Here is a 22,766-nt window from a genome sequence, read left to right on the forward strand (position 1 = left end):
CGGGCGACGTCGACAGCCGGTCCTGTCGCCCGCTTCATGGTTCACGCGCCGCCGCTGCCGGAGCCGCTGCCTTTCTCGGTTTTCTCCAGGCGCTCCAGCACTTTGCTGGTGATGGCGATGCATTCCTTGGTGTCGCCCGAGGCCTGGGCGGCTTTGGCTTTGTCCACCTGCTCGGTAAGGGCCTTGTCCAGGCCTTCGGAGGTGGCGCCGGCGGTGGCCATGCTGTCGTCGATCTTTTGCAGGTTGGTGTTGCAGAGGTCATCGGCGGCGAACACCGGCGAAGCCAGCAGGGTGGCGGCCGCGAACAGGGCCGAAAGCGCGGTACCTTTCATGGGTGTCTCCTCTGGGGCCTCTGGAAGGTGGGCCTGTAGGGTGGACTGTGGGGGATTGGCGGGGGTTCAATCGGGATGGTGGCGGGGCGATATTGAGGTGGGTGATGGCACCGGCTTTGCCGGTGTTCGCGGGGCGAGCCCGCTCCCACATGGATCGTGCTTGGGCCGGGGGATACGCTGTGCCAGGTGCCTTTAGCTTGTAAACCATGTCCCCGGTTTGAAATGTAAACGATGTCTCCGGTTTGTACCCGGGGCGAGCCCACACATGGATCTTGGTTGGCTCGGGGATAGGCTATAGCGGGGGCTTTAGGGGGGTGTAGGGATTGGTTTGTCGGGATGGTGGCGGGGCGATGTTGGGGTGGGGGATGGCACAGGCTTTGCCGGTGTTCGCGGCTGAAGCCGCTCCCACAGGAATCGTGCTTGGCATCGGGGATGCGCTGTACCTGTGGGAACGGCCTTGTGCCGCGAAAGGGCTGCAGAGCAGCCCCGGCGATCGATGCAGCGCTACTGAGAACCAGGGGGCCGCTTTGCGGCCCGATCGCGACGCAAGGCCGCTCCTACAACAGTGAAGGTGTCTGCCTTTAGATGCTGCGTGGCCGGGTAACACGGTCTACCAGGTAGACCAGGCCGTGGTAGTCGATGCCGCTGTGGCTCGACAGGCCTATTTCGCAGGTGCGGCTGGTGGAGATGCCTTCGCTGCAATACTGCACCGCATCCTTCAGGCTGCGCAGCGAGTGGGCGTTGAGCTCGGGGGTGGTGAAGCCTTTGTCACCGGCAAACCCGCAACAATGGATGCCTTCGGGGATTACCACCTGTTTACTGCAGCGCCGCGCCAGGTCGATCAAGGCCTGGCTTTCGCCCAGGTGCTGGGTGCTGCAGGTCACGTGCACGGCCACCGGCTCGTCCTGGGGGGTGAACTCCAGGCGGTCAAGCAGGTGGGTGCGGATGAAGCGCACCGGGTCGTACAGGTCGAGGCGGGTTTCGCCCAGGTCTTGCACCAGGCGCAGGGTGCAGGGGCTGGTGTCGCAGTAGATCGGGTCAAGGCCGCCGCGGCTGGCGTGCAGCAGGGCGGTGATCAGCTCCTGGCGCTTGTGCTCGGCCTGCTCGGGGTAACCCTTGGAGGCGAAGGGCTGGCCGCAGCACAGGCTGTCGGCGTTGTCGGGGAACACCACCTGGTAACCGGCCTTTTCCAGCAGGGCGCGGGTTTTGTCCAGCAGCGAGCTTTGCTCGCGGTCGGCATAGGCCGGGCCCATCACCCGTGACACGCAGGCGGCCAGGTACACCACGCGGGGGCGGGCGTCGTTGCTGGCCGGGCCGAAGCTGATCGGGCGCAGGGGTTGTGGCATGGCCGGGGTCCACTGGGGCAGGCGGCCTTTGCTGGCTTTGCTCAGCGAGGCGCTAAGGCGGCCCAGGCGCGGGGCGCCGAGCAGCTTGCGTGCAGTGTTGGCGGCTGTGAGGGTAAGGCGGGCGCCACCCAATGCGGTGTGGAAGTGCTCGGCCAGCCAGTCAGCAGTCTTGTTGTGTTCGGCGGCCTGGCTGCGCAGTTTTTTCACCAGCTCGCCGGTGTTGATGCCGACCGGGCAGCGCTGGGCGCACAGGCCAGTGGCTGCGCAGGTGTCGATGCCTTGGTACTGGTAGGTCTGCATCAGTTCGCGGGTGTCGATGCCGGCGCGTTGCTTGGCCTGGATGTCACGCCACATGACGATGCGCTGGCGTGGGCTGAGGGTAAGCCCCTTGGACGGGCACACCGGTTCGCAGAAGCCGCATTCGATGCACTTGTCGACGATTTCGTCGGCGGCAGGCAGCGGCTTGAGGTTTTTCAGGTGGATATCAGGGTCATCGCTCAGCACCACGTCGGGGTTGAGGATGCCGTTGGGGTCGAGCAGGCGCTTGAGCTTCCACATCAGCTGGTAGGCGTCATGCCCCCATTCCAGTTCCACGAATGGGGCCATGTTGCGCCCGGTGCCGTGTTCGGCTTTTAGCGAACCGCCAAACTCCACGGCCACCAGGTGCGCCACGTCGTCCATGAAGGCCTGGTAACGGGCGACTTCCTCGGCGCTGTTGAAGCCTTGGGTGAAGACGAAGTGCAGGTTGCCTTCCAGCGCGTGGCCAAAAATGATCGCTTCGTCATAGCGGTGCTTGTCGAACAGCAGGATCAGGCGGTTGACGCCTTCGGCCAGTTGCTCGACGGGGAAGGTCACGTCTTCGATGATCACCGTGGTGCCGGTCTGGCGCACGGCGCCGACGGCGGGGAAGGTGTCCTTGCGGATTTTCCACAACTGGTTGTACACGGCCGGGTCTTCGCTGAAGTCCACTTGCTGTTCCAGCGGGAAGTCGGCGATCGAGGCCATTACCTGGTGCAATTGCTCGTGCAGCAGGCTCTGGCTGGCGGCGCGGGACTCGATCAGCAGGGCGCAGGCGTTGTCCGACAGGCCTTTTACCCACAGCGGCATGCCGGGCATGTTCTGCACCGAGCGCAGGCTGCGGCGGTCGAGCAGTTCCACGGCCGAGACCGGCTGCTGCTTGAGCACGGGTACCGCGCGGCAGCAGCTTTCGACGCTGGGGAACACCAGCAGGGCGCTGGCCTTGTGCGGGTGGTCGGGCACGGTGTTGTAGGTGACGGCGCTGATGAAGCCCAGCGTGCCTTCGGAACCGACCAGCAGGTGCTGCAGGATGTCCAGCGGCTGGTCGTAGTCCACCAGTGCGTTCAGCGACAGGCCGGTGGTGTTCTTCAGCCGGTATTTGTGCCGGATGCGCTCGGCCAGCGCAGTGTTGGCGCGGGTCTCGCGGGCCAGGCTGGCCAGCGATGCCAGCAACTCGGCGTGGCTGCTGGCAAAGGCGGCGACGCTGGCCGGGTCTTCGCTGTCCAGGCGGGTGCCGTCGGCCAGCACCAGGCGCAGGCCGGCCAGGGTGTGGTAGGTATTCTGCGCGGTGCCACAGCACATGCCGCTGGCGTTGTTGGCAACGATGCCGCCAATTTTGCAGGCGTTGATCGAGGCCGGGTCGGGGCCGATCTTGCGCCCGAAGGGGGCCAGCCAGGCGTTGGCCTGGGCGCCGATCACGCCGGGTTGCAGGCGGATCTGCTCGCCCTGGCCACGGATTTCGCGGCCGTTCCAGTTATCGCCGAGCACAATCAGCACCGAGTCGGTGATGGCCTGGCCAGACAGGCTGGTGCCGGCTGCGCGGAAGGTGACCGGCACCCGCTCGCGCTGGGCCAGTTTGATCAGGCCGACCACTTCGTCCTCGGACTCGACGCGCACCACCAGCCTGGGGATCAGCCGGTAGAAGCTGGCGTCGGTGCCAAAGGCCAGGGTGGACGTGGGGTCGTCGAAGCGGCGTTCGGCGGGTATCAGGCGCTCGGCATCACGCAGGAACGCGGCGGGCAAGCTCATGCAGTCTCCTCGCGGGGCTGTGGCGTCTGTGCGCCACATGCCCCGGGTCAATCAGGCGGTGTTTCTTGCAGGCGGTCAGGCGCCCAGTTCGCGTACCAGCGAGTCACGGGTGATCTCGCTGATCGACTTGGCGCCGGTCAGCACCATGGCCACGCGCATTTCCTTCTCGAACAGCTCAAGCAGGTTCTTCACCCCGGCCTGGCCATGCACGGCAAGGGCGTAGAGGAAGGCGCGGCCGATCAGTACGGTGTCGGCGCCCAGGGCGATCATGCGCACCACGTCGAGGCCACTGCGGATGCCGGAGTCGGCCAGAATCTTCAGGTCACCTTTGACGGCGTCGGCAATGGCCGGCAGGGCGCGGGCGCTGGACAGCACGCCATCGAGCTGGCGGCCACCGTGGTTGGACACCACGATGCCGTCGGCGCCGAACTTGACCGCATCGCGGGCGTCATCGGCATCCAGAATGCCCTTGATGATCATCGGGCCGTCCCAGTACTCGCGGATCCACTCCAGGTCTTTCCAGGAGATGGACGGGTCGAAGTTGTTACCCAGCCAGCCGATATAGTCGGCCAGGCCGGTGGGGTTGCCGCGGTACTTGGAGATGTTGCCCAGGTCGTGCGGGCGGCCCATCACCCCCACATCCCACGCCCACTCGGGGTGGGTCATGGCTTGCAGCACGCGGCGCAGCGGGCCGTTGCGGCCGCTCATGCCCGAGTGGGCATCGCGGTAGCGGGCGCCGGGTACGGGCATGTCGACGGTGAACACCAGGGTTTTGACACCGGCGGCCTTGGCCCGCTCCAGGGCGTTGCGCATGAAGCCGCGGTCCTTCAGCACGTACAGCTGGAACCACATCGGCCGGTCGATGGCCGGGGCCACTTCTTCGATCGGGCACACCGACACGGTCGACATCGTGAACGGGATGCCGTGGGCCGCCGCTGCACGTGCCGCCTGCACTTCGCCACGGCGGGCGTACATGCCGGTGAGGCCGACCGGGGCCAGGGCCACCGGCATGCTCAGGGTTTCGTCGAACAGCTTGGTTTCCAGGCTGAGCTCGGACATGTTGTTCAGCACGCGCTGGCGCAGCGCAATACCGGCCAGGTCCGACACGTTGTGGCGCAGGGTGTGCTCGGCGTAGGCGCCGCCGTCGGCGTAGTGGAACAGGAAAGGAGGCAGCTTGCGTTGGGCCGCGGCGCGATAGTCGGTAGAGGCAGAAATGATCATGGATTCTCGCAGCGTTGCTTGTGGGGAGTGCCGGGCACGCGATGGCGCCCGGCCCCTTTCACTTTAGTGATGAACCAGCATGCCGGTCAGCCAGTAAGCCTGCACCAAGGTGATCAGGCCCACGATGGTGGCAAAGAACAGGCTGTGCTTGACGGTGAAGCGGAACAGGTCGGACTCCTTGCCCACCAGGCCGGTGGCGGCGCAGGCCACGGCAATGGACTGGGGCGAGATCATCTTGCCGGTCACGCCGCCGCTGGTGTTGGCCGCTACCAGCAAGGTGTCGTTGACGCCGATCTGGTGTGCGGTGGTGGCCTGCAGCGAGCTGAACAGGGCGTTGGACGAGGTGTCCGAACCGGTCAGAAACACGCCCAGCCAGCCAAGGAACGGCGAGAAGAACGGGAACGCGGCGCCGGTGCCGGCCAGTACCAGGGCCATGGTCGAGGACATGCCCGAGTAGTTGGTGACGAAGGCGAAGGCCAGCACCATGCCGATCGACAGGATGGGCCAGCGCAGCTCCCAGAAGGTCTCTTTGAAAGTGGTCAGACCAGTTTTGAAGTTGATCTTCAGCACTGCCATGGAAATCAGCGCCGAGAGGAAGATCGCGGTGCCGGTGGCGGAGATCGGGTCGAGCTTGAACACCGCTGGCATGGCAGTGGGCGCGGCAACGATCGGTGCGGTCTTGATCACCAACTGGTCGAGGTGCGGGATGGCGAAGTTGAAGACGAAGTTGTACATCGCGCCGCCCGGGGCGAACGCTGCCTTGAACGGCTTCAGGGTCCAGATGGTGACCAGTACGGTCAGGATCAGGAACGGCGACCAGGCCTTGAAGATTTCGCCAAAGCTGTAAGGGCTAGGCTGGCTGCCGCTTGGCTGCACAACGGCTGCGCCGACGCTGCCTTTGGCTTCGCTGAACGAACGCTTTGGCTGCCAGACTTTCAGGAACAGGGTGAGGCAGATCAGGCTGGCCAGCGCCGAGGTGATGTCGGGCAGTTCAGGGCCGATGAAGTTCGAGGTGAAGTACTGGGTGACGGCGAAGCTCAGGCCGGCGACCAGGGCGGCAGGCCAGGTTTCTTTCACGCCACGCAGGCCGTCCATCATGAACACCAGCCAGAACGGCACGAACAGCGACAGCAGCGGCAGCTGGCGGCCAGTCATGGCGCCGATGTGGAAGGCGTCGATGCCGGTGACCTGGCCGGCCACGATGATCGGGATGCCCAGGGCGCCGAAGGCCACGGGGGCGGTGTTGGCGATCAGGCACAGGCCGGCGGCGTACAACGGGTTGAAGCCCAGGCCCACCAGCAGCGCGGCAGTGATTGCCACGGGGGCGCCGAAGCCCGCCGCGCCTTCCAGGAAGGCACCGAAGCAGAAGCCGATCAGCAGCACTTGCAAGCGCTGGTCGTCGGTAATCGACAGCACCGAGCTGCGGATCACTTCGAACTGGCCACTCTTGACCGTGAGTTTATACAGGAACACCGCGGCAACGATGATCCAGGCGATTGGCCAAAGGCCGTATAGGAAGCCATAACCCGCAGCAGCCAGGGCCATGTCGACAGGCATCTGGAAGGCGAAGATCGCCACCAGGATCGACAGGGCAAGGGTGATGCTGCCCGCTACGTGGCCTTTCAGGCGGAACACGGCGAGGGCAAGGAAGAAGAACACGATAGGGATGACTGCCGCCAGTGCGGACAGGCCAAGACTACCAAGCGGGCTATAGAGTTGTTGCCAGGTTTGCATATGGGGTGGCCCCTAATTGTTGTTGGTCAGCACTGGCATTGGATAATTGGTAAGACCAATTTACAATGACTGGTCGCTAGGTTAAAAGCGCTGTCGTGGGTGTGTCAATTTGTCCTGTGCAAAACTTTGGTCGCGTGCCGATGAGCGGGCGCCTGATGCGCTGGCAAAATCGCGGCTTGATGGGTGTTTGCGCGGCCTGGATCGGCGAGAATAGGCGCCCCTGAAATTTGCCGGGGGTTTGTGGAGAGCATGTGATGGTTTTTGATCAGGTCCGCCAACGGCGCCTGTCCGACGACATCGTCGATCGGTTGGAAGGGATGATTCTGGAAGGCACGCTGACCTCGGGGCAGCGGCTGCCGGCCGAACGCGCCCTTGCCGAGCAGTTCGGCGTGTCCCGCCCGTCACTGCGTGAGGCGATCCAGAAGCTGGTGGCCAAAGGGCTGCTGGTCAGCCGCCAGGGCGGGGGCAATTTTGTTGCCGAATCACTGGGCTCTACCTTCAGCGACCCACTGCTGCAGTTGCTTGAGCACAGTGCCGAGGCGCAGCGCGACCTGCTCGAATTTCGCCATACCCTGGAGGCGTCGTGTGCCTACTACGCCGCCCAGCGCGCCACCGACCCGGACCGGGCGCGTTTGAAGGCGGCCTTCGATGCGTTGCAAGACTGCTACACCCGGGTCGATGAAGTGACCCGGGCGGAGGAGGGCGCGGCGGATGCACGCTTTCACCTGGCGATTGCCGAGGCCAGCCATAACGCGGTCTTGCTGCACACCATTCGGGGCTTGTTCGACCTGCTCAAGCGCAACGTGGTGACCAACATTGGCGGCATGTATCAGCAGCGCACCGAAACCCGGGACATGCTGATCAGTCAGCACCGGGAGCTGTACCTGGCGATTGTCGAGGGCAGGGCGGAAGATGCGCGGGAAGTGTCCAGCCGGCACATTCTGTATGTGCAGGAGGTGCTGGAAGAAGCGCATGAAGAGGCGCAGCGTGTGGCGCGCGCGGAACGGCGCAGCGGGCGCTGAGGTTTGTATAGGCAGTGCTGGCCTCTTCGCGGGGCAAGCCCGCTCCCACAGGCCCCCCACAGCGTTCAAAGGCTGTGAAGGCCATATGGGGGCGGGCTTGCCCCGCGAAGAGGCCGGAACAGGCTAAAGACCGATTAGTCTTCCTTGCCCTTGTTCCGCACAACCCGCTGCAGCTCGCGGTTGGAATCGCGTTCGCGCACGGTGTCGCGCTTGTCGAATTCCTTCTTGCCCTTGCCCAGTGCGATTTCGCACTTGATCAGGTGCTTGCTCCAGTACAGCGACAACGCCACGCAGGTGTAGCCTTTTTGCGCTACAGCCGCTTCCAGCCGCTCGAGCTCACGCTTGTTCAGCAGCAGCTTGCGGGTGCGGATGGGGTCGGCGATGACGTGGGTGCTGGCAGTGGTCAGCGGGGTGATGTGGCTGCCGAACAGCCAGGCCTCACCGTCCTTGAGCAGCACGTAACTGTCAACGAGGTGCGCCTTGCCAGCTCGCAGGCTTTTTACTTCCCAGCCGGACAGGACCAGCCCGGCCTCGAACTTGTGTTCGATGAAGTAATCGTGTCGCGCTTTTTTATTCTGCGCGATGGTCCCGGTCGGATGTTTTTTTTGCTTAGCCATAGGGGCGGCATTATAGGCAAAGCCGCGCGTCGTTCGCTATGGGATTTCGGTGTGCTTGAGCCACCGGAATGAATACCGGACAATACAAACCCTGTCATACGCACAGAACCTGTTTTCGGCACGCTGCGAAGCGAAGCCACCCAGCCTTGGAAGTGACGCCTGGATGACTACCCATATTCAACGCTCCGCCCTGCTGCCATACCCCGCCCAGGCGCTCTACGATCTGGTCAACGATGTGGCCAGCTACCCAGAGTTTCTGCCGTGGTGCTCGGCCTCGACGGTGATCGATGCCAGTGATACGCACATGCATGCCAAGCTGGAGGTGGCCAAGGGCGGCATGAGCCAGTACTTCGTCACGCGTAATGTGCTGGTGCCGGGGCAGTCGATCGAGATGAACCTTGAAGAGGGGCCGTTCACGCAGCTGCATGGCGTGTGGGTGTTCAAGCCGTTGGGCGAAAAGGCCTGCAAGATCAGCCTGGACCTGTCCTTCGATTATGCCGGGCCGATTGTGCGCGCCACGTTGGGCCCGCTGTTCAATCAGGCGGCCAACACACTGGTCGATGCGTTCTGCCAGCGTGCCAAGCAATTGAATGGCTGACGCATAAGCTGCAAACAAAAAGCCCGGACCAGGTCCGGGCTTTTTTGCATCTGCTGTTCCCGGTTAACGGGTTTCCAGCGGTGCCGGGGTCGGGACCGGGGTGGTCTCGATGGTGTCGATTTCGCGCTGAATGGCCTCTTCAGTCGAACCAGGCTTGGCTGGTTTTTCTTCAGGCTGCGCTGCTGGCTGTTCGATCTGGCCTGGCTCGGTGGCCGGGCTGACGGTGGTGTCGCTGCTGCCACCGAGGATTTCCTGGTCGCGGCTGACGCCTGGCATGAAGTCGCCCGACAAGCTGACCAGTTGGTCGCTTTCGTTGAAGAAGATGCTCATGCGCTCTTGCTGGCGTTTACCACCACCCGGCTGCAGGCTGTACAGGTAATCCCAACGGTTGGTGTGGAAGGTGTCCTGAATCAGCGGGTTGCCCATGATAAACCTTACTTGCCGGCGGGTCATTCCCGGGCGTAATTGGTCTATCATGTCCTGCGTGACGACATTGCCCTGCTGGATGTCGATTTTGTAAACCCCGGGAAACGAGCAACCGGCGAGTGCGAGCAGTCCCACTAGGGTGAGGCTGGTTAGCAAGAGCTTGGTGTTTTGCATCGGTGGGCGACTTCCACTATCTTGGCTGGACAACGTAAACCCCGATCATACCCGTATTAAGAGAAGCTGCGAAGCAGCATCGGCGAGAAAGCTGACCATGGTTGAAAATAGCGAATTGCGCAAAGCCGGTCTCAAGGTGACCCTGCCTCGAGTCAAGATCCTTCAGATGCTCGATTCCACCGAGCAGCGTCACATGAGTGCCGAGGATGTTTACAAGGCACTGATGGAAGCAGGCGAGGACGTAGGCCTGGCCACCGTCTATCGCGTACTGACCCAGTTCGAAGCGGCGGGGCTGGTGGTTCGCCACAACTTCGACGGCGGCCATGCAGTGTTCGAGCTGGCCGATGGCGGTCACCACGACCATATGGTGAACGTGGATACCAGTGAAGTCATCGAGTTCATGGATGCCGAAATCGAGAAGCGCCAGCGCGAAATCGTAGCCGAGCATGGCTTTGAGCTGGTGGACCACAATCTGGTCCTGTATGTGCGTAAGAAGAAGTAACGGTTTTTATCGTTATGAATGACAAAGGCGACCTTCGGGTCGCCTTTGTGCTTTCTGCTTCGGGCAGATTAATTTGCTTGCCGGCGATAGGGCCAGTACAGGTAGCATCAGGCCTTGCCAGAAACCACCATCTTGCGCGCATGCGCCAGGGATTCCTTGGTCAGGTCAATGCCGCCCAGCATTCGCGCCACTTCCTCGACCCGCTCACGCTTGCCCAGGCTGGCCACGGCGGTGTGGGTGGTGTCGCTGTTGCGCACCTTGTGCACAAACAGGTGGTGATGCCCTTGCGCGGCGACCTGTGGCAAGTGGGTCACGGTCAGTACCTGGCCGCGCTCGCCCAGGCGGCGCAACAACTGGCCGACAATTTCGGCCGTAGGGCCGCCGATGCCCACGTCGACTTCGTCGAACACCAGGGTAGGTATGCGTGATGTCTGCGCGGTAATCACCTGGATCGCCAGGCTGATACGCGACAGTTCGCCACCTGAGGCCACCTTTGCCAGGCCCTTGAGCGGTTGGCCGGGGTTGGCGCTGACCAGCAGTTCGATCTGCTCCAGGCCATGCGGTGACAGGTCTGCGCCCTCGGTGGGAGTGAGCTCGATACGGAACCGCCCGCCGGGCATGCCCAGGCGCTGGATTTCCTGCTCGACGGCGCCCGCCAGTTGCTGCGCGGCTTGCTGGCGCAGGGCGCTGAGCTCGCGAGCCCGCTCTTTATAGTGGTGTGCGAAAGCGGCCAGTTCTTCGCCTAGGCGCTCGATCGACTCATCACTGGCGTTCAGGCCTTCGATCTCTTCCATCAACTGTTGTTGCAGGTGAGGCAGTTCAGTGGGGTGCACGCGGTGTTTGCGTGCCAGCGTATAAATGGTGTCCAGGCGCTCTTCCAGTGCTTGCAAGCGCATCGGGTCGGCGTCGAAATTGTCGAGGAAGCGATTGAGTTCGCCCACGGCTTCCTCGACCTGAATCTGTGCGCTGGCGATCAGGTTGGCTGCTTCGCTGAGTGCCTTGGGCGAGTGGGTAGCGGCACCCAGGCGGTTCAGGCTGGAGGTGAGGGCGCTGAGCACGTTGCCCGAATCGCTTTCACTGCACTGGTCGATCACCTGGCGACAAATGCCGAACAGGGCTTCGGCGCTGGTCAGGTTCTTGTGTTCCTGTTCCAGTTGCTCCAGTTCGTGCTCACCCAGGCCAAGGTTGTCCAGCTCTTCCAGCTGGTAGCTGAGCAGTTGATGGCGGGCACGCTGCTCGTCACCCGAATTGGACAGCCGCTCCAGCTCTAGGCGGGTCTGGTTCCAGCGCTTGGCGGCCAGGTGCACCTGGCGGGCCAGGTCGACGGCGCCGGCGTACTCGTCGAGCAGGCGGCGGTGGGTGTCGGTCTTGAGCAGCGATTGGTGCTCGTGCTGGCTGTGGATATCGATCAGCAGCTCGCCCAGCGCCTTGAGGTCGCCCAGCGGGCACGGCGTGCCATTGATGTAGCCGCGGCTGCGGCCTTCAGCGGTGATTACCCGGCGCAGGATGCACAGGCCGTCGTTGTCCAGGTCGCGTTCAGCCAGCCAGGCGTGGGCCTCGGGGATGTCTACCAGGTCGAAGGTGGCGAGGATGTCCGCCTTGTCGGTGCCAGGGCGCACCACGCCACTGTCGGCCCGATCGCCCAGGGCCAGGCCGAGGGCGTCGAGCATGATCGATTTGCCAGCGCCGGTCTCACCCGTGATGACGGACATGCCGCGGGCAATTTCGAGGTCGAGGTGCTCGACGATGGCGTAGTTGTGAATGGACAGGTGCACCAGCATGGGGGCGGCTCCCGAAAGTCAGGTCTGGTTATTTATACAGTACTTTTTTCGGGCCTGCCAATGCCCTTCACAGAATCTGTTGCAGTGGGGAAAAGCACCTTGCCCCCTTGAAGCTGGTTTTTCCGGCCCCATATAGCCGACATCACAGGCGAGCCTGGCTCGCAGTCCACAAAATTGCGCAGGAGAGACCCCATGGCTGATGAACAGCTGAACGAGAAAGACCTTAACGTGGAAGAAACCGGTGCAGGCACTGCAGCTGACACCCGTGTTCTGGAGCTCGAGGAACAGCTGGCCGCAGCCAAGGACCAGGCGCTGCGCGCCGTTGCCGACGTGCAGAACGTGCGCCGTCGTGCCGAGCAGGATGTGGAGAAAGCCCACAAGTTTGCCCTGGAGAAGTTCTCCAGCGACCTGCTGCCGGTGATCGACAGCCTGGAGCTGGCCCTGGCCCACTCCAGCGCCGAGGACGAGCACGTCAAGCAGATCCGCGAAGGCGTCGAGCTGACCCTGAAGATGTTCCAGGACACCCTCAAGCGCTACAACCTCGAAGCGGTCGACCCGCACGGCCAGCCGTTCAACCCTGAGCACCACCAGGCCATGGCCATGCAGGAAAACGGCGAAGTCGAGCCAAACAGCGTGCTGAATGTGTTCCAGAAGGGTTACCTGCTGAACGGCCGCCTGCTGCGCCCCGCCATGGTGGTGGTCAGCAAGGCGCCGAGCGCGGCGCAACCCTCGATCAATGAAAAGGCTTGAAATCCATCGGGGCATCCCCATCTAGGTGTCAAGCCTTCAAGTATTACCGCAGTTGGCCAAAGTAGTCGCTGCTACCAAATTCAAGTTTCGGGAGAGTTAACATGGGTAAAATCATCGGTATCGACCTGGGGACCACCAACTCGTGCGTCTCCATTCTGGAAAACGGTAACGTCAAGGTCATCGAAAACGCCGAAGGTGCGCGTACTACCCCTTCGATCGTGGCCTACGCCAACGATGGCGAAATCCTGGTAGGTCAGTCGGCCAAGCGCCAGGCTGTGACCAACCCGCACAACACCCTGTTCGCAGTGAAGCGCCTGATTGGCCGCCGCTTCGAAGAAGATGTCGTGCAAAAAGACATCAAGCTGGTGCCGTACAAGATCGTCAAGGCGAACAACGGTGACGCCTGGGTCGAAGCGGCTGGCAAGGAAATGGCTCCGCCGCAAATCAGCGCCGAAGTCCTGAAGAAAATGAAGAAGACCGCCGAAGACTACCTCGGCGAGCCAGTGACCGAAGCGGTCATCACCGTTCCGGCCTACTTCAACGACAGCCAGCGTCAGGCTACCAAAGACGCCGGTCGTATCGCTGGCCTGGACGTAAAGCGCATCATCAACGAGCCGACCGCCGCTGCACTGGCGTACGGCATGGACAAGGCCAAGGGCGACCACACCGTCATCGTTTATGACCTGGGTGGTGGTACCTTCGACGTTTCGGTCATCGAAATCGCCGAAGTCGACGGTGAGCACCAGTTCGAAGTACTGGCTACCAACGGCGACACCTTCCTGGGTGGCGAAGACTTCGACATGCGCCTGATCGACTACCTCGTCGACGAGTTCAAGAAAGAGTCGGGCATGGACCTGAAGAACGATCCTCTGGCCCTGCAGCGCCTGAAAGAAGCCGCAGAAAAAGCCAAGATCGAACTGTCGTCCGCTCAGTCGACCGACGTCAACCTGCCGTACATCACTGCAGATGCCACCGGTCCTAAGCACCTGAACGTGAAGATCTCCCGCGCCAAGCTGGAGTCGCTGGTCGAAGACCTGGTCAAGCGTACCATCGAGCCTTGCCGCATCGCCCTGAAAGACGCCGGCATCGACGCCAGCAAGATCGACGACGTGATCCTGGTCGGCGGTCAGACCCGTATGCCGCTGGTGCAGAAAGAAGTAGCCGACTTCTTCGGTAAAGAAGCCCGCAAGGACGTCAACCCGGACGAAGCCGTTGCCATGGGCGCTGCCATCCAGGGCGCTGTTCTGGCCGGTGACGTGAAAGACGTGCTGCTGCTGGACGTCAGCCCGCTGACCCTGGGTATCGAAACCATGGGCGGCGTGATGACTGCGCTGATCGAGAAGAACACCACCATCCCGACCAAGAAGTCGCAGGTGTTCTCCACTGCCGATGACAACCAGGGCGCCGTGACCATTCACGTACTGCAAGGCGAGCGTAAGCAGGCTGCGCAGAACAAGTCGCTGGGCAAGTTCGACCTGGCTGACATTCCGCCAGCACCGCGTGGCGTTCCACAAATCGAAGTAACCTTCGACATCGACGCCAACGGCATCCTGCACGTAGGCGCGAAAGACAAGGCTACCGGCAAGACTCAGTCGATCGTGATCAAGGCCAACTCCGGCCTGTCGGACGAAGAGATCGAGCGCATGGTGCGTGACGCCGAGGCCAACGCCGAGGAAGACCGCAAGTTTGAAGAGCTGGCCGCGGCCCGTAACCAGGGTGATGCACTGGTTCACTCGACCCGCAAGATGGTCGCTGACGCGGGTGACAAGGTCACCGCTGAAGAGAAAACTGCCATCGAAGCGGCTGTGGTTGCCCTGGAAGCCGCCGTCAAAGGCGACGACAAGGCTGCCATCGATGCCAAGGTCGAGGAGCTGTCCAAGGTCTCTGCCCCGGTTGCCCAGAAAATGTACGCCGAGCAGTCGGCTGAACAGCCTCAGGGTGGCGCGCAGCAGGCCGAGCCGGAAGCCAAGCACGATGACGTGGTTGACGCCGAGTTCGAAGAAGTGAAAGACAACAACAAGCAGTAATCCCTGCATGTTGTCGGCCAGCTCACCGCCGTTTGGCGGTGAGCTGGTAGGATGTCGCCGCGCGGGGGCTTGCTCCCGCGTTGGCGTATCTGGAATTCGAGAATTTTTACAGCATCTGTCAGCCACCTTTGGAGGCGCAGACAGGTGCTGATGGCGCGGCGCAGATGCCAGACGCCCAACAAGGTGCAAATGACCTATGTCCAAGCGTGATTATTATGAGGTTCTGGGCGTCGAGCGCGGCGCCAGTGAGTCTGACCTCAAAAAGGCTTACCGCCGTTTGGCGATGAAGTACCACCCGGACCGCAACCCGGGTGACAAAGAGTCTGAAGACAAGTTCAAGGAGGCCAACGAGGCCTACGAAGTGCTGTCTGATGCCAGCAAGCGCGCGGCGTTCGACCAGTATGGCCACGCAGGTGTCGACCCAAGCATGGGCGGTGGTGGTGCCGGCTTCGGTGGCGCCAACTTCTCCGATATCTTCGGTGATGTGTTCAGCGACTTCTTCGGTGGCGGCCGCGGTGGCGGCCGTGGCGGTGCCCAGCGCGGCAGCGACCTGCGCTACACCCTGGAGCTGAACCTGGAAGAAGCAGTGCGTGGCACCACGGTCAGCATCCGTGTGCCTACCCTGGTCAACTGCCAGCCTTGCGATGGCTCTGGCGCCAAGAAGGGTTCGACCCCGTCCACCTGCCCGACTTGTGGTGGCATCGGCCAGGTGCGCATGCAGCAAGGCTTCTTCTCGGTGCAGCAGACCTGCCCGCGCTGCCATGGCCAAGGCAAGATCATCACCGACCCGTGCGCCTCGTGCCACGGCGAAGGCCGTGTCGAGGAATACAAGACGCTGTCGGTCAAGGTGCCGGCAGGTGTCGATACCGGTGACCGCATCCGCCTGTCGGGCGAGGGCGAGGCCGGGGCCCATGGTGGCCCCACTGGCGACCTGTACGTGGTGATCAGTGTGCGTGAGCACGAGATCTTCCAGCGCGATGGCAAGCACTTGTACTGCGAAGTGCCAATCAGCTTCACCGATGCCGCCCTGGGTGGCGAGCTGGAAGTGCCCACCCTCGATGGCCGCGTGAAACTGAAAATTCCGGAAGGTACCCAGACGGGCAAGCAGTTCCGCCTGCGTGGCAAGGGCGTGGCGCCGGTCCGCGGTGGTGGTGCCGGTGACCTGCTGTGCCGGGTGGCGGTGGAAACCCCGGTCAACCTCAGCCGCCGTCAGCGCGAGCTGCTCGAAGAGCTGCGTGACTCGCTGGAAGGCGACAGCTCCCACTCGCCCAAGGCCAGTGGCTGGTTCGATGGCGTGAAGCGCTTCTTCGGCGATCTCTGACAAGGAACAGGCTATGCGACGTATTGCAGTGATGGGTGCGGCAGGGCGGATGGGCAAGACCCTTATCGAAGCCGTGCAGCAAACCCCGGGTGCCGGGTTGACGGCGGCGATCGATCGTCCTGATAGTTCGCTGGTCGGGGCTGACGCCGGTGAGCTGGCGGCACTTGGCCGGATTGGCGTGCTGTTGTCCGATGATCTGGCCAAGGTCGCCGATGAATTCGATGTGCTCATCGACTTCACTCACCCCTCGGTCACCCTGAAAAACCTGGCGTTTTGCCGCAAGCACGGCAAGGCGATGATCATTGGCACCACCGGTTTTACAGCTGAAGAGAAGCAGCTGTTGGCCGAGGCCGGCAAGGACATTCCAATCGTGTTCGCCGCCAACTTCAGCGTGGGTGTAAACCTTAGCCTGAAGCTGCTGGACATGGCAGCGCGGGTGCTGGGCGATGATGTCGACATCGAGATCATCGAGGCGCACCACCGGCACAAGGTCGATGCACCTTCGGGCACTGCGCTGCGCATGGGTGAGGTCGTTGCCAATGCGCTGGGCCGAGACCTGCAGGAAGTGGCCGTGTATGGTCGTGAGGGGCAGACCGGCGCGCGTGATCGCAAGACCATCGGTTTCGCGACTGTGCGGGCTGGTGATGTGGTGGGTGACCACACCGTGCTGTTCGCTGCCGAAGGCGAGCGCCTGGAAATTACCCACAAGGCTTCCAGTCGCATGACCTTCGCCAAGGGCGCCGTGCGTGCGGCGCTGTGGCTGGATGGGCGCGCGCCTGGCCTGTACGACATGCAGGATGTGCTCGAGCTGCGCTAAGCCGTTCGAGTGGTGTTGGCTTCTTCACGGGCTTGCCTGCTCCCACAGGCATTGCGCAGGTCTTGGGGTCTGTGGTGTTCCTGTGGGAGCGGGCGAGCCCGCGAAGAAGCCCCCGCCGATGTCAGTCTGTCGCATTGATGTGTTTTAGAGACACATATGCGGTAGACCGAAAACGCACTTTTCTGTAAGCTACAGCTTTAGTGTGTCCACTAAAAGCGCGCAGCGAATTGAATTCAGCACATGAAAGCGGGGTGACGTGTCCATACGTCACTCCGCTTTTTTGCAACCTGCGATCGCCCTTTCATGCTTGATTTACGGGAGGTCTTCTTGACAAAGCCAGCCATACTCGCCCTTGCCGACGGCAGTATTTTTCGCGGTGAAGCCATCGGTGCCGACGGTCAGACCGTTGGTGAGGTGGTGTTCAACACCGCTATGACCGGCTACCAGGAAATCCTTACAGACCCTTCCTACGCGCAGCAAATCGTTACCCTGACCTATCCGCACATCGGCAACACCGGCACTACGCCGGAAGATGCCGAGTCGAACCGCGTCTGGTCCGCTGGCCTGGTCATCCGTGACCTGCCGCTGCTGGCCAGCAACTGGCGCAACACCCAGTCGCTGCCTGAGTACCTCAAGGCCAACAACGTTGTTGCCATCGCCGGCATCGACACCCGTCGCCTGACCCGTATCCTGCGTGAAAAAGGCGCTCAGAACGGTTGCATCCTCGCCGGTGACAACATCAGCGAAGAGGCAGCCATCGCCGCCGCCCGTGGCTTCCCTGGCCTGAAGGGCATGGACCTGGCCAAGGTCGTTTCCACCAAGGAGCGTTACGAGTGGCGCTCCAGTGTGTGGGAGCTGAAAACCGACAGCCACCCGACCATCGAAGCTGCCGACCTGCCGTACCACGTGGTCGCCTTCGACTACGGCGTCAAGCTGAACATCCTGCGCATGCTGGTTGCCCGTGGCTGCCGCGTGACTGTGGTGCCGGCCCAGACCCCGGCCAGCGAAGTGCTGGCACTCAACCCGGACGGTGTGTTCCTGTCCAACGGCCCTGGTGACCCCGAGCCGTGCGACTATGCCATTCAGGCGATCAAGGAAATTCTCGAAACCGAGATTCCGGTATTCGGCATTTGCCTCGGCCACCAACTGCTGGCCCTGGCGTCCGGTGCCAAGACCGTGAAAATGGGCCACGGTCACCACGGCGCCAACCACCCGGTCCAGGACCTGGATACCGGCGTGGTCATGATCACCAGCCAGAACCACGGTTTTGCTGTTGACGAAGCCACCCTGCCGGGCAACGTTCGCGCCATCCACAAGTCGCTGTTCGACGGCACCCTGCAGGGTATCGAGCGCACCGACAAGAGCGCGTTCAGCTTCCAGGGCCACCCTGAAGCGAGCCCTGGCCCGACCGACGTCGCGCCACTGTTCGATCGTTTCACCGATGCCATGGCCAAGCGCCGCTGAGCATCCTGCTTCAAGGCCCCGGGCCGGCTCGCGCCACGCCCGGAAGCGCCTGACCCAGATTGTTCAAAGCGGCTTGCCGACTGACCCCGGATTTGAGTGACCACCATGCCAAAACGTACAGACATCAAAAGCATCCTGATTCTCGGTGCCGGCCCGATCGTGATCGGCCAGGCCTGTGAATTCGACTACTCCGGCGCCCAGGCCTGCAAGGCCCTGCGCGAGGAAGGTTTCCGCGTCATCCTGGTGAACTCCAACCCAGCCACCATCATGACCGACCCGGCCATGGCCGACGCCACCTACATTGAGCCGATCAAGTGGCAATCGGTGGCCAAGATCATCGAGAAAGAACGCCCGGACGCCGTCTTGCCGACCATGGGCGGCCAGACCGCACTGAACTGCGCCCTGGACCTGGAGCGCCACGGCGTTCTGGAGAAGTTCGGCGTAGAGATGATCGGTGCCAACGCCGACACCATCGACAAGGCTGAAGACCGCTCGCGCTTCGACAAGGCGATGAAGGACATCGGCCTGGAGTGCCCGCGCTCCGGTATCGCCCACAGCATGGAAGAGGCCTATGCGGTCCTCGAGAAGCTTGGCTTCCCGTGCATCATTCGCCCGTCGTTCACCATGGGTGGCACTGGCGGTGGTATCGCTTACAACCGTGAAGAATTCGAAGAAATCTGCACCCGCGGTCTGGACCTGTCGCCGACCAAAGAGCTGCTGATCGACGAATCGCTGATCGGCTGGAAAGAGTACGAGATGGAAGTGGTCCGCGACAAAAAGGACAACTGCATCATCGTTTGCTCGATCGAAAACTTTGACCCGATGGGCGTGCACACCGGTGACTCGATCACCGTTGCTCCCGCGCAGACCCTGACCGACAAGGAATACCAGATCATGCGCAACGCCTCGCTGGCGGTGCTGCGTGAAATCGGTGTTGAAACCGGCGGTTCCAACGTGCAGTTCGGTATCTGCCCGAACACCGGCCGCATGGTCGTCATCGAGATGAACCCGCGGGTATCGCGTTCGTCCGCCCTGGCTTCGAAGGCTACCGGCTTCCCGATCGCCAAGATCGCCGCCAAGCTGGCCATCGGTTACACCCTCGACGAACTGCAGAACGACATCACCGGCGGCCGCACCCCGGCTTCCTTCGAGCCGTCGATCGACTACGTCGTCACCAAGCTGCCGCGCTTTGCCTTCGAGAAATTCCCGAAAGCCGACGCCCGCCTGACCACCCAGATGAAATCCGTGGGTGAGGTCATGGCCATCGGCCGTACCTTCCAGGAGTCCCTGCAGAAAGCCCTGCGTGGCCTGGAAGTGGGTGCCTGTGGCCTGGACCCGAAAGTCGACCTGGCCAGCCCGGAAGCTGCCGGCATCCTCAAGCGCGAGCTGACCGTGCCGGGCGCCGAGCGTATCTGGTACGTGGCTGACGCCATGCGTTCGGGCATGACCTGCGAAGAGATCTTTGCCCTGACCGGCATCGACATGTGGTTCCTGGTGCAGATGGAAGATCTGATCAAGGAAGAAGAGAAGGTCAAGACCCTGGCCCTGTCGTCGATCGACAAGAGCCTGATGCTGCGCCTCAAGCGCAAAGGTTTCTCGGACCAGCGCCTGGCTGTGCTGCTGGGTATCACCGACAAGAACCTGCGCCGTCACCGTCACAAGCTCGAAGTGTTCCCGGTGTACAAGCGCGTCGACACCTGCGCTGCCGAGTTCGCCACCGACACTGCCTACCTGTACTCCACCTACGAGGAAGAGTGCGAGGCCAACCCGTCGACTCGCGACAAGATCATGATCCTGGGTGGCGGCCCGAACCGTATCGGCCAAGGCATCGAGTTCGACTACTGCTGCGTACACGCCGCCCTGGCGCTGCGTGACGACGGTTACGAGACCATCATGGTCAACTGCAACCCGGAAACCGTCTCCACCGACTACGACACTTCTGACCGCCTGTACTTCGAGCCGCTGACGCTGGAAGACGTGCTGGAAGTGTGCCGCGTCGAGAAGCCAAAAGGCGTGATCGTCCATTACGGCGGCCAGACCCCGCTGAAACTGGCCCGCGCCCTGGAAGAAGCCGGCGTACCGATCATCGGTACCAGCCCGGACGCCATCGACCGCGCCGAAGACCGTGAGCGCTTCCAGCAGATGGTTCAGCGTCTGAACCTGCTGCAGCCGCCAAACGCCACCGTGCGCAGCGAAGAAGAAGCTATCCGCGCTGCTGGCAGCATCGGTTACCCGCTGGTGGTGCGCCCGTCGTACGTACTGGGCGGCCGCGCCATGGAGATCGTCTACGAACTGGACGAGCTCAAGCGCTACCTGCGTGAAGCCGTGCAAGTGTCCAACGACAGCCCGGTACTGCTCGACCACTTCCTCAACTGCGCCATCGAGATGGACGTGGATGCGGTGTGCGACGGCACCGACGTGGTGATCGGCGCCATCATGCAGCACATTGAGCAGGCCGGCGTTCACTCCGGTGACTCGGCGTGCTCGCTGCCACCTTACTCGCTGAGCAAGGAGGTGCAGGACGAAGTCCGCGTACAGGTCGCAAAAATGGCCCTGGAGCTCGGCGTTGTCGGCCTGATGAACGTGCAGCTGGCCCTGCAGGGCGACAAGATCTACGTGATCGAAGTCAACCCGCGCGCCTCGCGTACCGTGCCGTTCGTGTCCAAGTGCATCGGCACTTCCCTGGCCATGATCGCCGCCCGCGTAATGGCCGGCAAAACCTTGAAAGAGCTGGGCTTTACCCAGGAAATCATCCCGAACTTCTACAGCGTCAAGGAAGCCGTCTTCCCGTTCGCCAAGTTCCCAGGGGTTGACCCGATCCTCGGCCCTGAGATGAAATCGACCGGTGAAGTCATGGGTGTCGGTGACACCTTCGGTGAAGCGTTCGCCAAAGCCCAGATGGGTGCCAGCGAAGTGCTGCCGACCGGTGGTACCGCGTTCATCAGCGTGCGTGACGACGACAAGCCGCAAGTGGCTGGCGTTGCCCGCGACCTGATCGCCCTGGGCTTCGAAGTGGTTGCAACTGCTGGCACTGCCAAGGTTATCGAAGCGGCAGGCCTGAAAGTGCGCCGTGTGAACAAGGTGACCGAAGGCCGCCCGCACGTGGTCGACATGATCAAGAACGACGAAGTGTCGCTGATCATCAACACCACCGAAGGCCGCCAGTCGATTGCCGATTCCTACTCGATTCGTCGCAATGCGCTGCAGCACAAGATTTACTGCACCACTACCATTGCGGCCGGTGAAGCCATCTGCGAGGCGCTGAAATTTGGTCCGGAAAAGACCGTTCGTCGCCTGCAAGATCTGCATGCAGGACTGAAAGCATGAGCATTACCAAGTACCCGATGACCGTCCAGGGCGCTCGCGCCCTGGAAGAGGAGCACCTGTTCCTGAGCAAGACCGAACGCCCGCGCCTGAGCCAGGCGATTGGTGAGGCACGCGAACTGGGCGACCTCAAGGAAAACGCCGAGTACCATGCCGCCCGTGAAGAACAGGGCATGGTCGAGGCGCGTATCCGCGATATCGAAGGCCGTTTGCAGAACTCGGTCGTAATCGACGTGACCACGATCCCCCACACCGGCAAGGTGATTTTCGGTACCACCGTGGTACTGGCCAACACTGAAACCGATGAAGAAGTGACCTACCAGATCGTCGGCGAGGATGAAGCCGACGTGAAACAGGGCAAACTCTCGAGCGGTGCGCCGATTGCCCGTGCCATCATCGGCAAGGAAGAAGGTGATACTGTCGTCGTCAAGACGCCTAGCGGCACGGTCGAGTACGAGATTGTCGAAGTCAAGCACATCTGACCGGCGCCTGCGGGCGCCATCCCTCGAGGGGATCCTCTGGCAACTGGCCCAGGTTTTCTGGGTCGGTGGCTTATGGGTGTTCCATGTGGGGCTGGTGCCTGCGCTCAAGGTCAGTGGTCTGGCCCCGCTGCTGGTGCAGGATATCGCCGGGCAGATCGACCGCTGGTTGATCGGCGTGGCGTTGCTTGGCTTGTTGACCCAGCTGGCAGTGCTGGCAAGGGTGGACGGCCTGGCGGCCTGGTGGCGGCAGTTCCGTGGCCAGATGCTGTTGCTCGGCTTCAGTGCCTGCGTGGGGTATTACACCTTGCGCTACGGTATTTCCGTGGGCGAGCGCTGGCAGATGTTCTGCTTCCTGGTCCTGGGCTTTTCCGGCATCGTGCTGGTGGCCCAGCCGGTGCCGGTCAGGGCGCGCTCATCGCGCCACTGACCGGAGCCACCGTTACTTGTAGCGGTGGATATTGGACAGCTGCTTGTTCGGCTGTGGGTTCTTGCGGTAAATCAGCGCTTTTTTGCCGATGGTCTGCACCAGCTCGGCACGGCCGGCCTTGCACAGCTCGGCAATGGTTGCTGCACGTTCTTCGCGGTCTTCCGAACGAATCTCGACCTTGATCAGCTCATGGTCGACCAGCGCACGCTCCAGTTCGGCGACTACGCCTTCATTCAGACCGTTCCCGGCAACGATCAGGACCGGCTTCAGGTCATGACCAATGGACTTGTATTGCTTCTTCTGCTCGTTATTGAGCGGCATAATCTGACCCTTTCCGTCTGATTCTGTAAAATTG

The 22,766-nt window shown here is 62.3% G+C and carries 19 protein-coding genes; 11 read left to right on the top strand and 8 right to left on the bottom strand.

The window, feature by feature from the left end; genetic code table 11:
• Positions 1-41: 41 nt before the first annotated feature.
• From J3A71_RS03960 to J3A71_RS03975, 4 genes are all read right to left on the bottom strand, one after another.
• A complete protein-coding gene (locus J3A71_RS03960; RefSeq protein WP_023047600.1) occupies positions 42-332 on the bottom strand; it encodes a hypothetical protein in 291 nt (96 codons plus the stop codon).
• Between the two features lie 581 nt (positions 333-913).
• Positions 914-3,724, bottom strand: a complete 2,811-nt coding sequence (locus tag J3A71_RS03965) for an FAD-binding and (Fe-S)-binding domain-containing protein (RefSeq protein WP_096426770.1) — start codon at positions 3,722-3,724, stop codon at positions 914-916.
• A 75-nt stretch (positions 3,725-3,799) separates the two neighbouring features.
• Positions 3,800-4,945, bottom strand: coding sequence for an FMN-dependent L-lactate dehydrogenase LldD (lldD, locus tag J3A71_RS03970; protein WP_019470436.1), 1,146 nt, complete (start codon positions 4,943-4,945; stop codon positions 3,800-3,802).
• Between the two features lie 63 nt (positions 4,946-5,008).
• Positions 5,009-6,679 carry a lactate permease LctP family transporter gene (locus J3A71_RS03975; RefSeq protein WP_016489185.1) on the bottom strand — a complete coding sequence of 557 codons (1,671 nt, stop codon included), beginning with the start codon at positions 6,677-6,679 and terminating at the stop codon, positions 5,009-5,011.
• A gap of 254 nt (positions 6,680-6,933) precedes the next feature.
• Here J3A71_RS03975 and J3A71_RS03980 point away from each other — a divergent pair, with 254 nt between their 5' ends.
• The gene (locus J3A71_RS03980) at positions 6,934-7,701 is read left to right on the top strand and encodes an FCD domain-containing protein (RefSeq protein WP_016489184.1); all 768 of its coding nucleotides are present in this window, start codon (positions 6,934-6,936) and stop codon (positions 7,699-7,701) included.
• 134 nt (positions 7,702-7,835) lie between these two features.
• Here J3A71_RS03980 and smpB read toward each other — a convergent pair whose 3' ends face one another.
• A complete protein-coding gene (gene smpB, locus J3A71_RS03985) occupies positions 7,836-8,318 on the bottom strand; it encodes an SsrA-binding protein SmpB (RefSeq protein ID WP_016489183.1) in 483 nt (160 codons plus the stop codon).
• Between the two features lie 163 nt (positions 8,319-8,481).
• On the opposite strand from smpB, the gene J3A71_RS03990 reads away from it, so the two are divergent.
• Complete coding sequence (locus J3A71_RS03990; RefSeq protein ID WP_016489182.1) at positions 8,482-8,916, top strand: type II toxin-antitoxin system RatA family toxin; 435 nt, start codon at positions 8,482-8,484, stop codon at positions 8,914-8,916.
• 63 nt (positions 8,917-8,979) lie between these two features.
• On the opposite strand, the gene J3A71_RS03995 is transcribed toward J3A71_RS03990, so the two are convergent.
• Positions 8,980-9,516 carry an outer membrane protein assembly factor BamE gene (locus tag J3A71_RS03995; RefSeq protein ID WP_096426769.1) on the bottom strand — a complete coding sequence of 179 codons (537 nt, stop codon included), beginning with the start codon at positions 9,514-9,516 and terminating at the stop codon, positions 8,980-8,982.
• A 97-nt stretch (positions 9,517-9,613) separates the two neighbouring features.
• Here J3A71_RS03995 and fur point away from each other — a divergent pair, with 97 nt between their 5' ends.
• Positions 9,614-10,018, top strand: coding sequence for a ferric iron uptake transcriptional regulator (fur, locus tag J3A71_RS04000; protein ID WP_003249922.1), 405 nt, complete (start codon positions 9,614-9,616; stop codon positions 10,016-10,018).
• A 107-nt stretch (positions 10,019-10,125) separates the two neighbouring features.
• On the opposite strand, the gene recN is transcribed toward fur, so the two are convergent.
• Complete coding sequence (recN, locus tag J3A71_RS04005; protein ID WP_016489180.1) at positions 10,126-11,799, bottom strand: DNA repair protein RecN; 1,674 nt, start codon at positions 11,797-11,799, stop codon at positions 10,126-10,128.
• 192 nt (positions 11,800-11,991) lie between these two features.
• On the opposite strand from recN, the gene grpE reads away from it, so the two are divergent.
• The 8 genes from grpE (at position 11,992) to J3A71_RS04045 (ending at position 22,411) form a co-directional block, all read left to right on the top strand.
• A complete protein-coding gene (grpE, locus tag J3A71_RS04010) occupies positions 11,992-12,549 on the top strand; it encodes a nucleotide exchange factor GrpE (RefSeq protein WP_016489179.1) in 558 nt (185 codons plus the stop codon).
• Between the two features lie 101 nt (positions 12,550-12,650).
• Positions 12,651-14,576: a molecular chaperone DnaK gene (gene dnaK, locus J3A71_RS04015; RefSeq protein WP_003249929.1), complete on the top strand. Its 1,926-nt coding sequence runs from the start codon at positions 12,651-12,653 to the stop codon at positions 14,574-14,576.
• A 196-nt stretch (positions 14,577-14,772) separates the two neighbouring features.
• On the top strand, positions 14,773-15,897 hold the full coding sequence (gene dnaJ, locus J3A71_RS04020) for a molecular chaperone DnaJ (RefSeq protein WP_016489178.1): 1,125 nt from the start codon (positions 14,773-14,775) through the stop codon (positions 15,895-15,897).
• Between the two features lie 13 nt (positions 15,898-15,910).
• On the top strand, positions 15,911-16,714 hold the full coding sequence (gene dapB / locus J3A71_RS04025; RefSeq protein ID WP_016489177.1) for a 4-hydroxy-tetrahydrodipicolinate reductase: 804 nt from the start codon (positions 15,911-15,913) through the stop codon (positions 16,712-16,714).
• 327 nt (positions 16,715-17,041) lie between these two features.
• Entirely contained in the window at positions 17,042-18,178 is a 1,137-nt protein-coding gene (carA, locus tag J3A71_RS04030; protein WP_016391781.1) for a glutamine-hydrolyzing carbamoyl-phosphate synthase small subunit, read from the top strand.
• Positions 18,179-18,283: 105 nt separating this feature from the next.
• Positions 18,284-21,505: a carbamoyl-phosphate synthase large subunit gene (carB, locus tag J3A71_RS04035; protein WP_016489176.1), complete on the top strand. Its 3,222-nt coding sequence runs from the start codon at positions 18,284-18,286 to the stop codon at positions 21,503-21,505.
• Complete coding sequence (gene greA, locus J3A71_RS04040; protein WP_003249939.1) at positions 21,502-21,984, top strand: transcription elongation factor GreA; 483 nt, start codon at positions 21,502-21,504, stop codon at positions 21,982-21,984. The genes carB and greA overlap by 4 nt, the downstream gene beginning before the upstream one ends.
• Positions 21,962-22,411: an MFS transporter gene (locus tag J3A71_RS04045; protein WP_080641087.1), complete on the top strand. Its 450-nt coding sequence runs from the start codon at positions 21,962-21,964 to the stop codon at positions 22,409-22,411. Before greA ends, J3A71_RS04045 begins: the two co-directional genes overlap by 23 nt.
• A 12-nt stretch (positions 22,412-22,423) precedes the next feature.
• Here the strand turns inward: J3A71_RS04045 and J3A71_RS04050 are convergent, their stop codons facing one another.
• Positions 22,424-22,732 (bottom strand): YhbY family RNA-binding protein, encoded by a 309-nt coding sequence (locus J3A71_RS04050; protein ID WP_016489174.1) that lies wholly within the window; start codon positions 22,730-22,732, stop codon positions 22,424-22,426.
• Positions 22,733-22,766: the final 34 nt, after the last annotated feature.

Origin of the sequence: Pseudomonas sp. PvP089 (assembly GCF_017875165.1) — a bacterium.
Classification (GTDB): Bacteria; Pseudomonadota; Gammaproteobacteria; order Pseudomonadales; family Pseudomonadaceae; genus Aquipseudomonas; species Aquipseudomonas fortuita.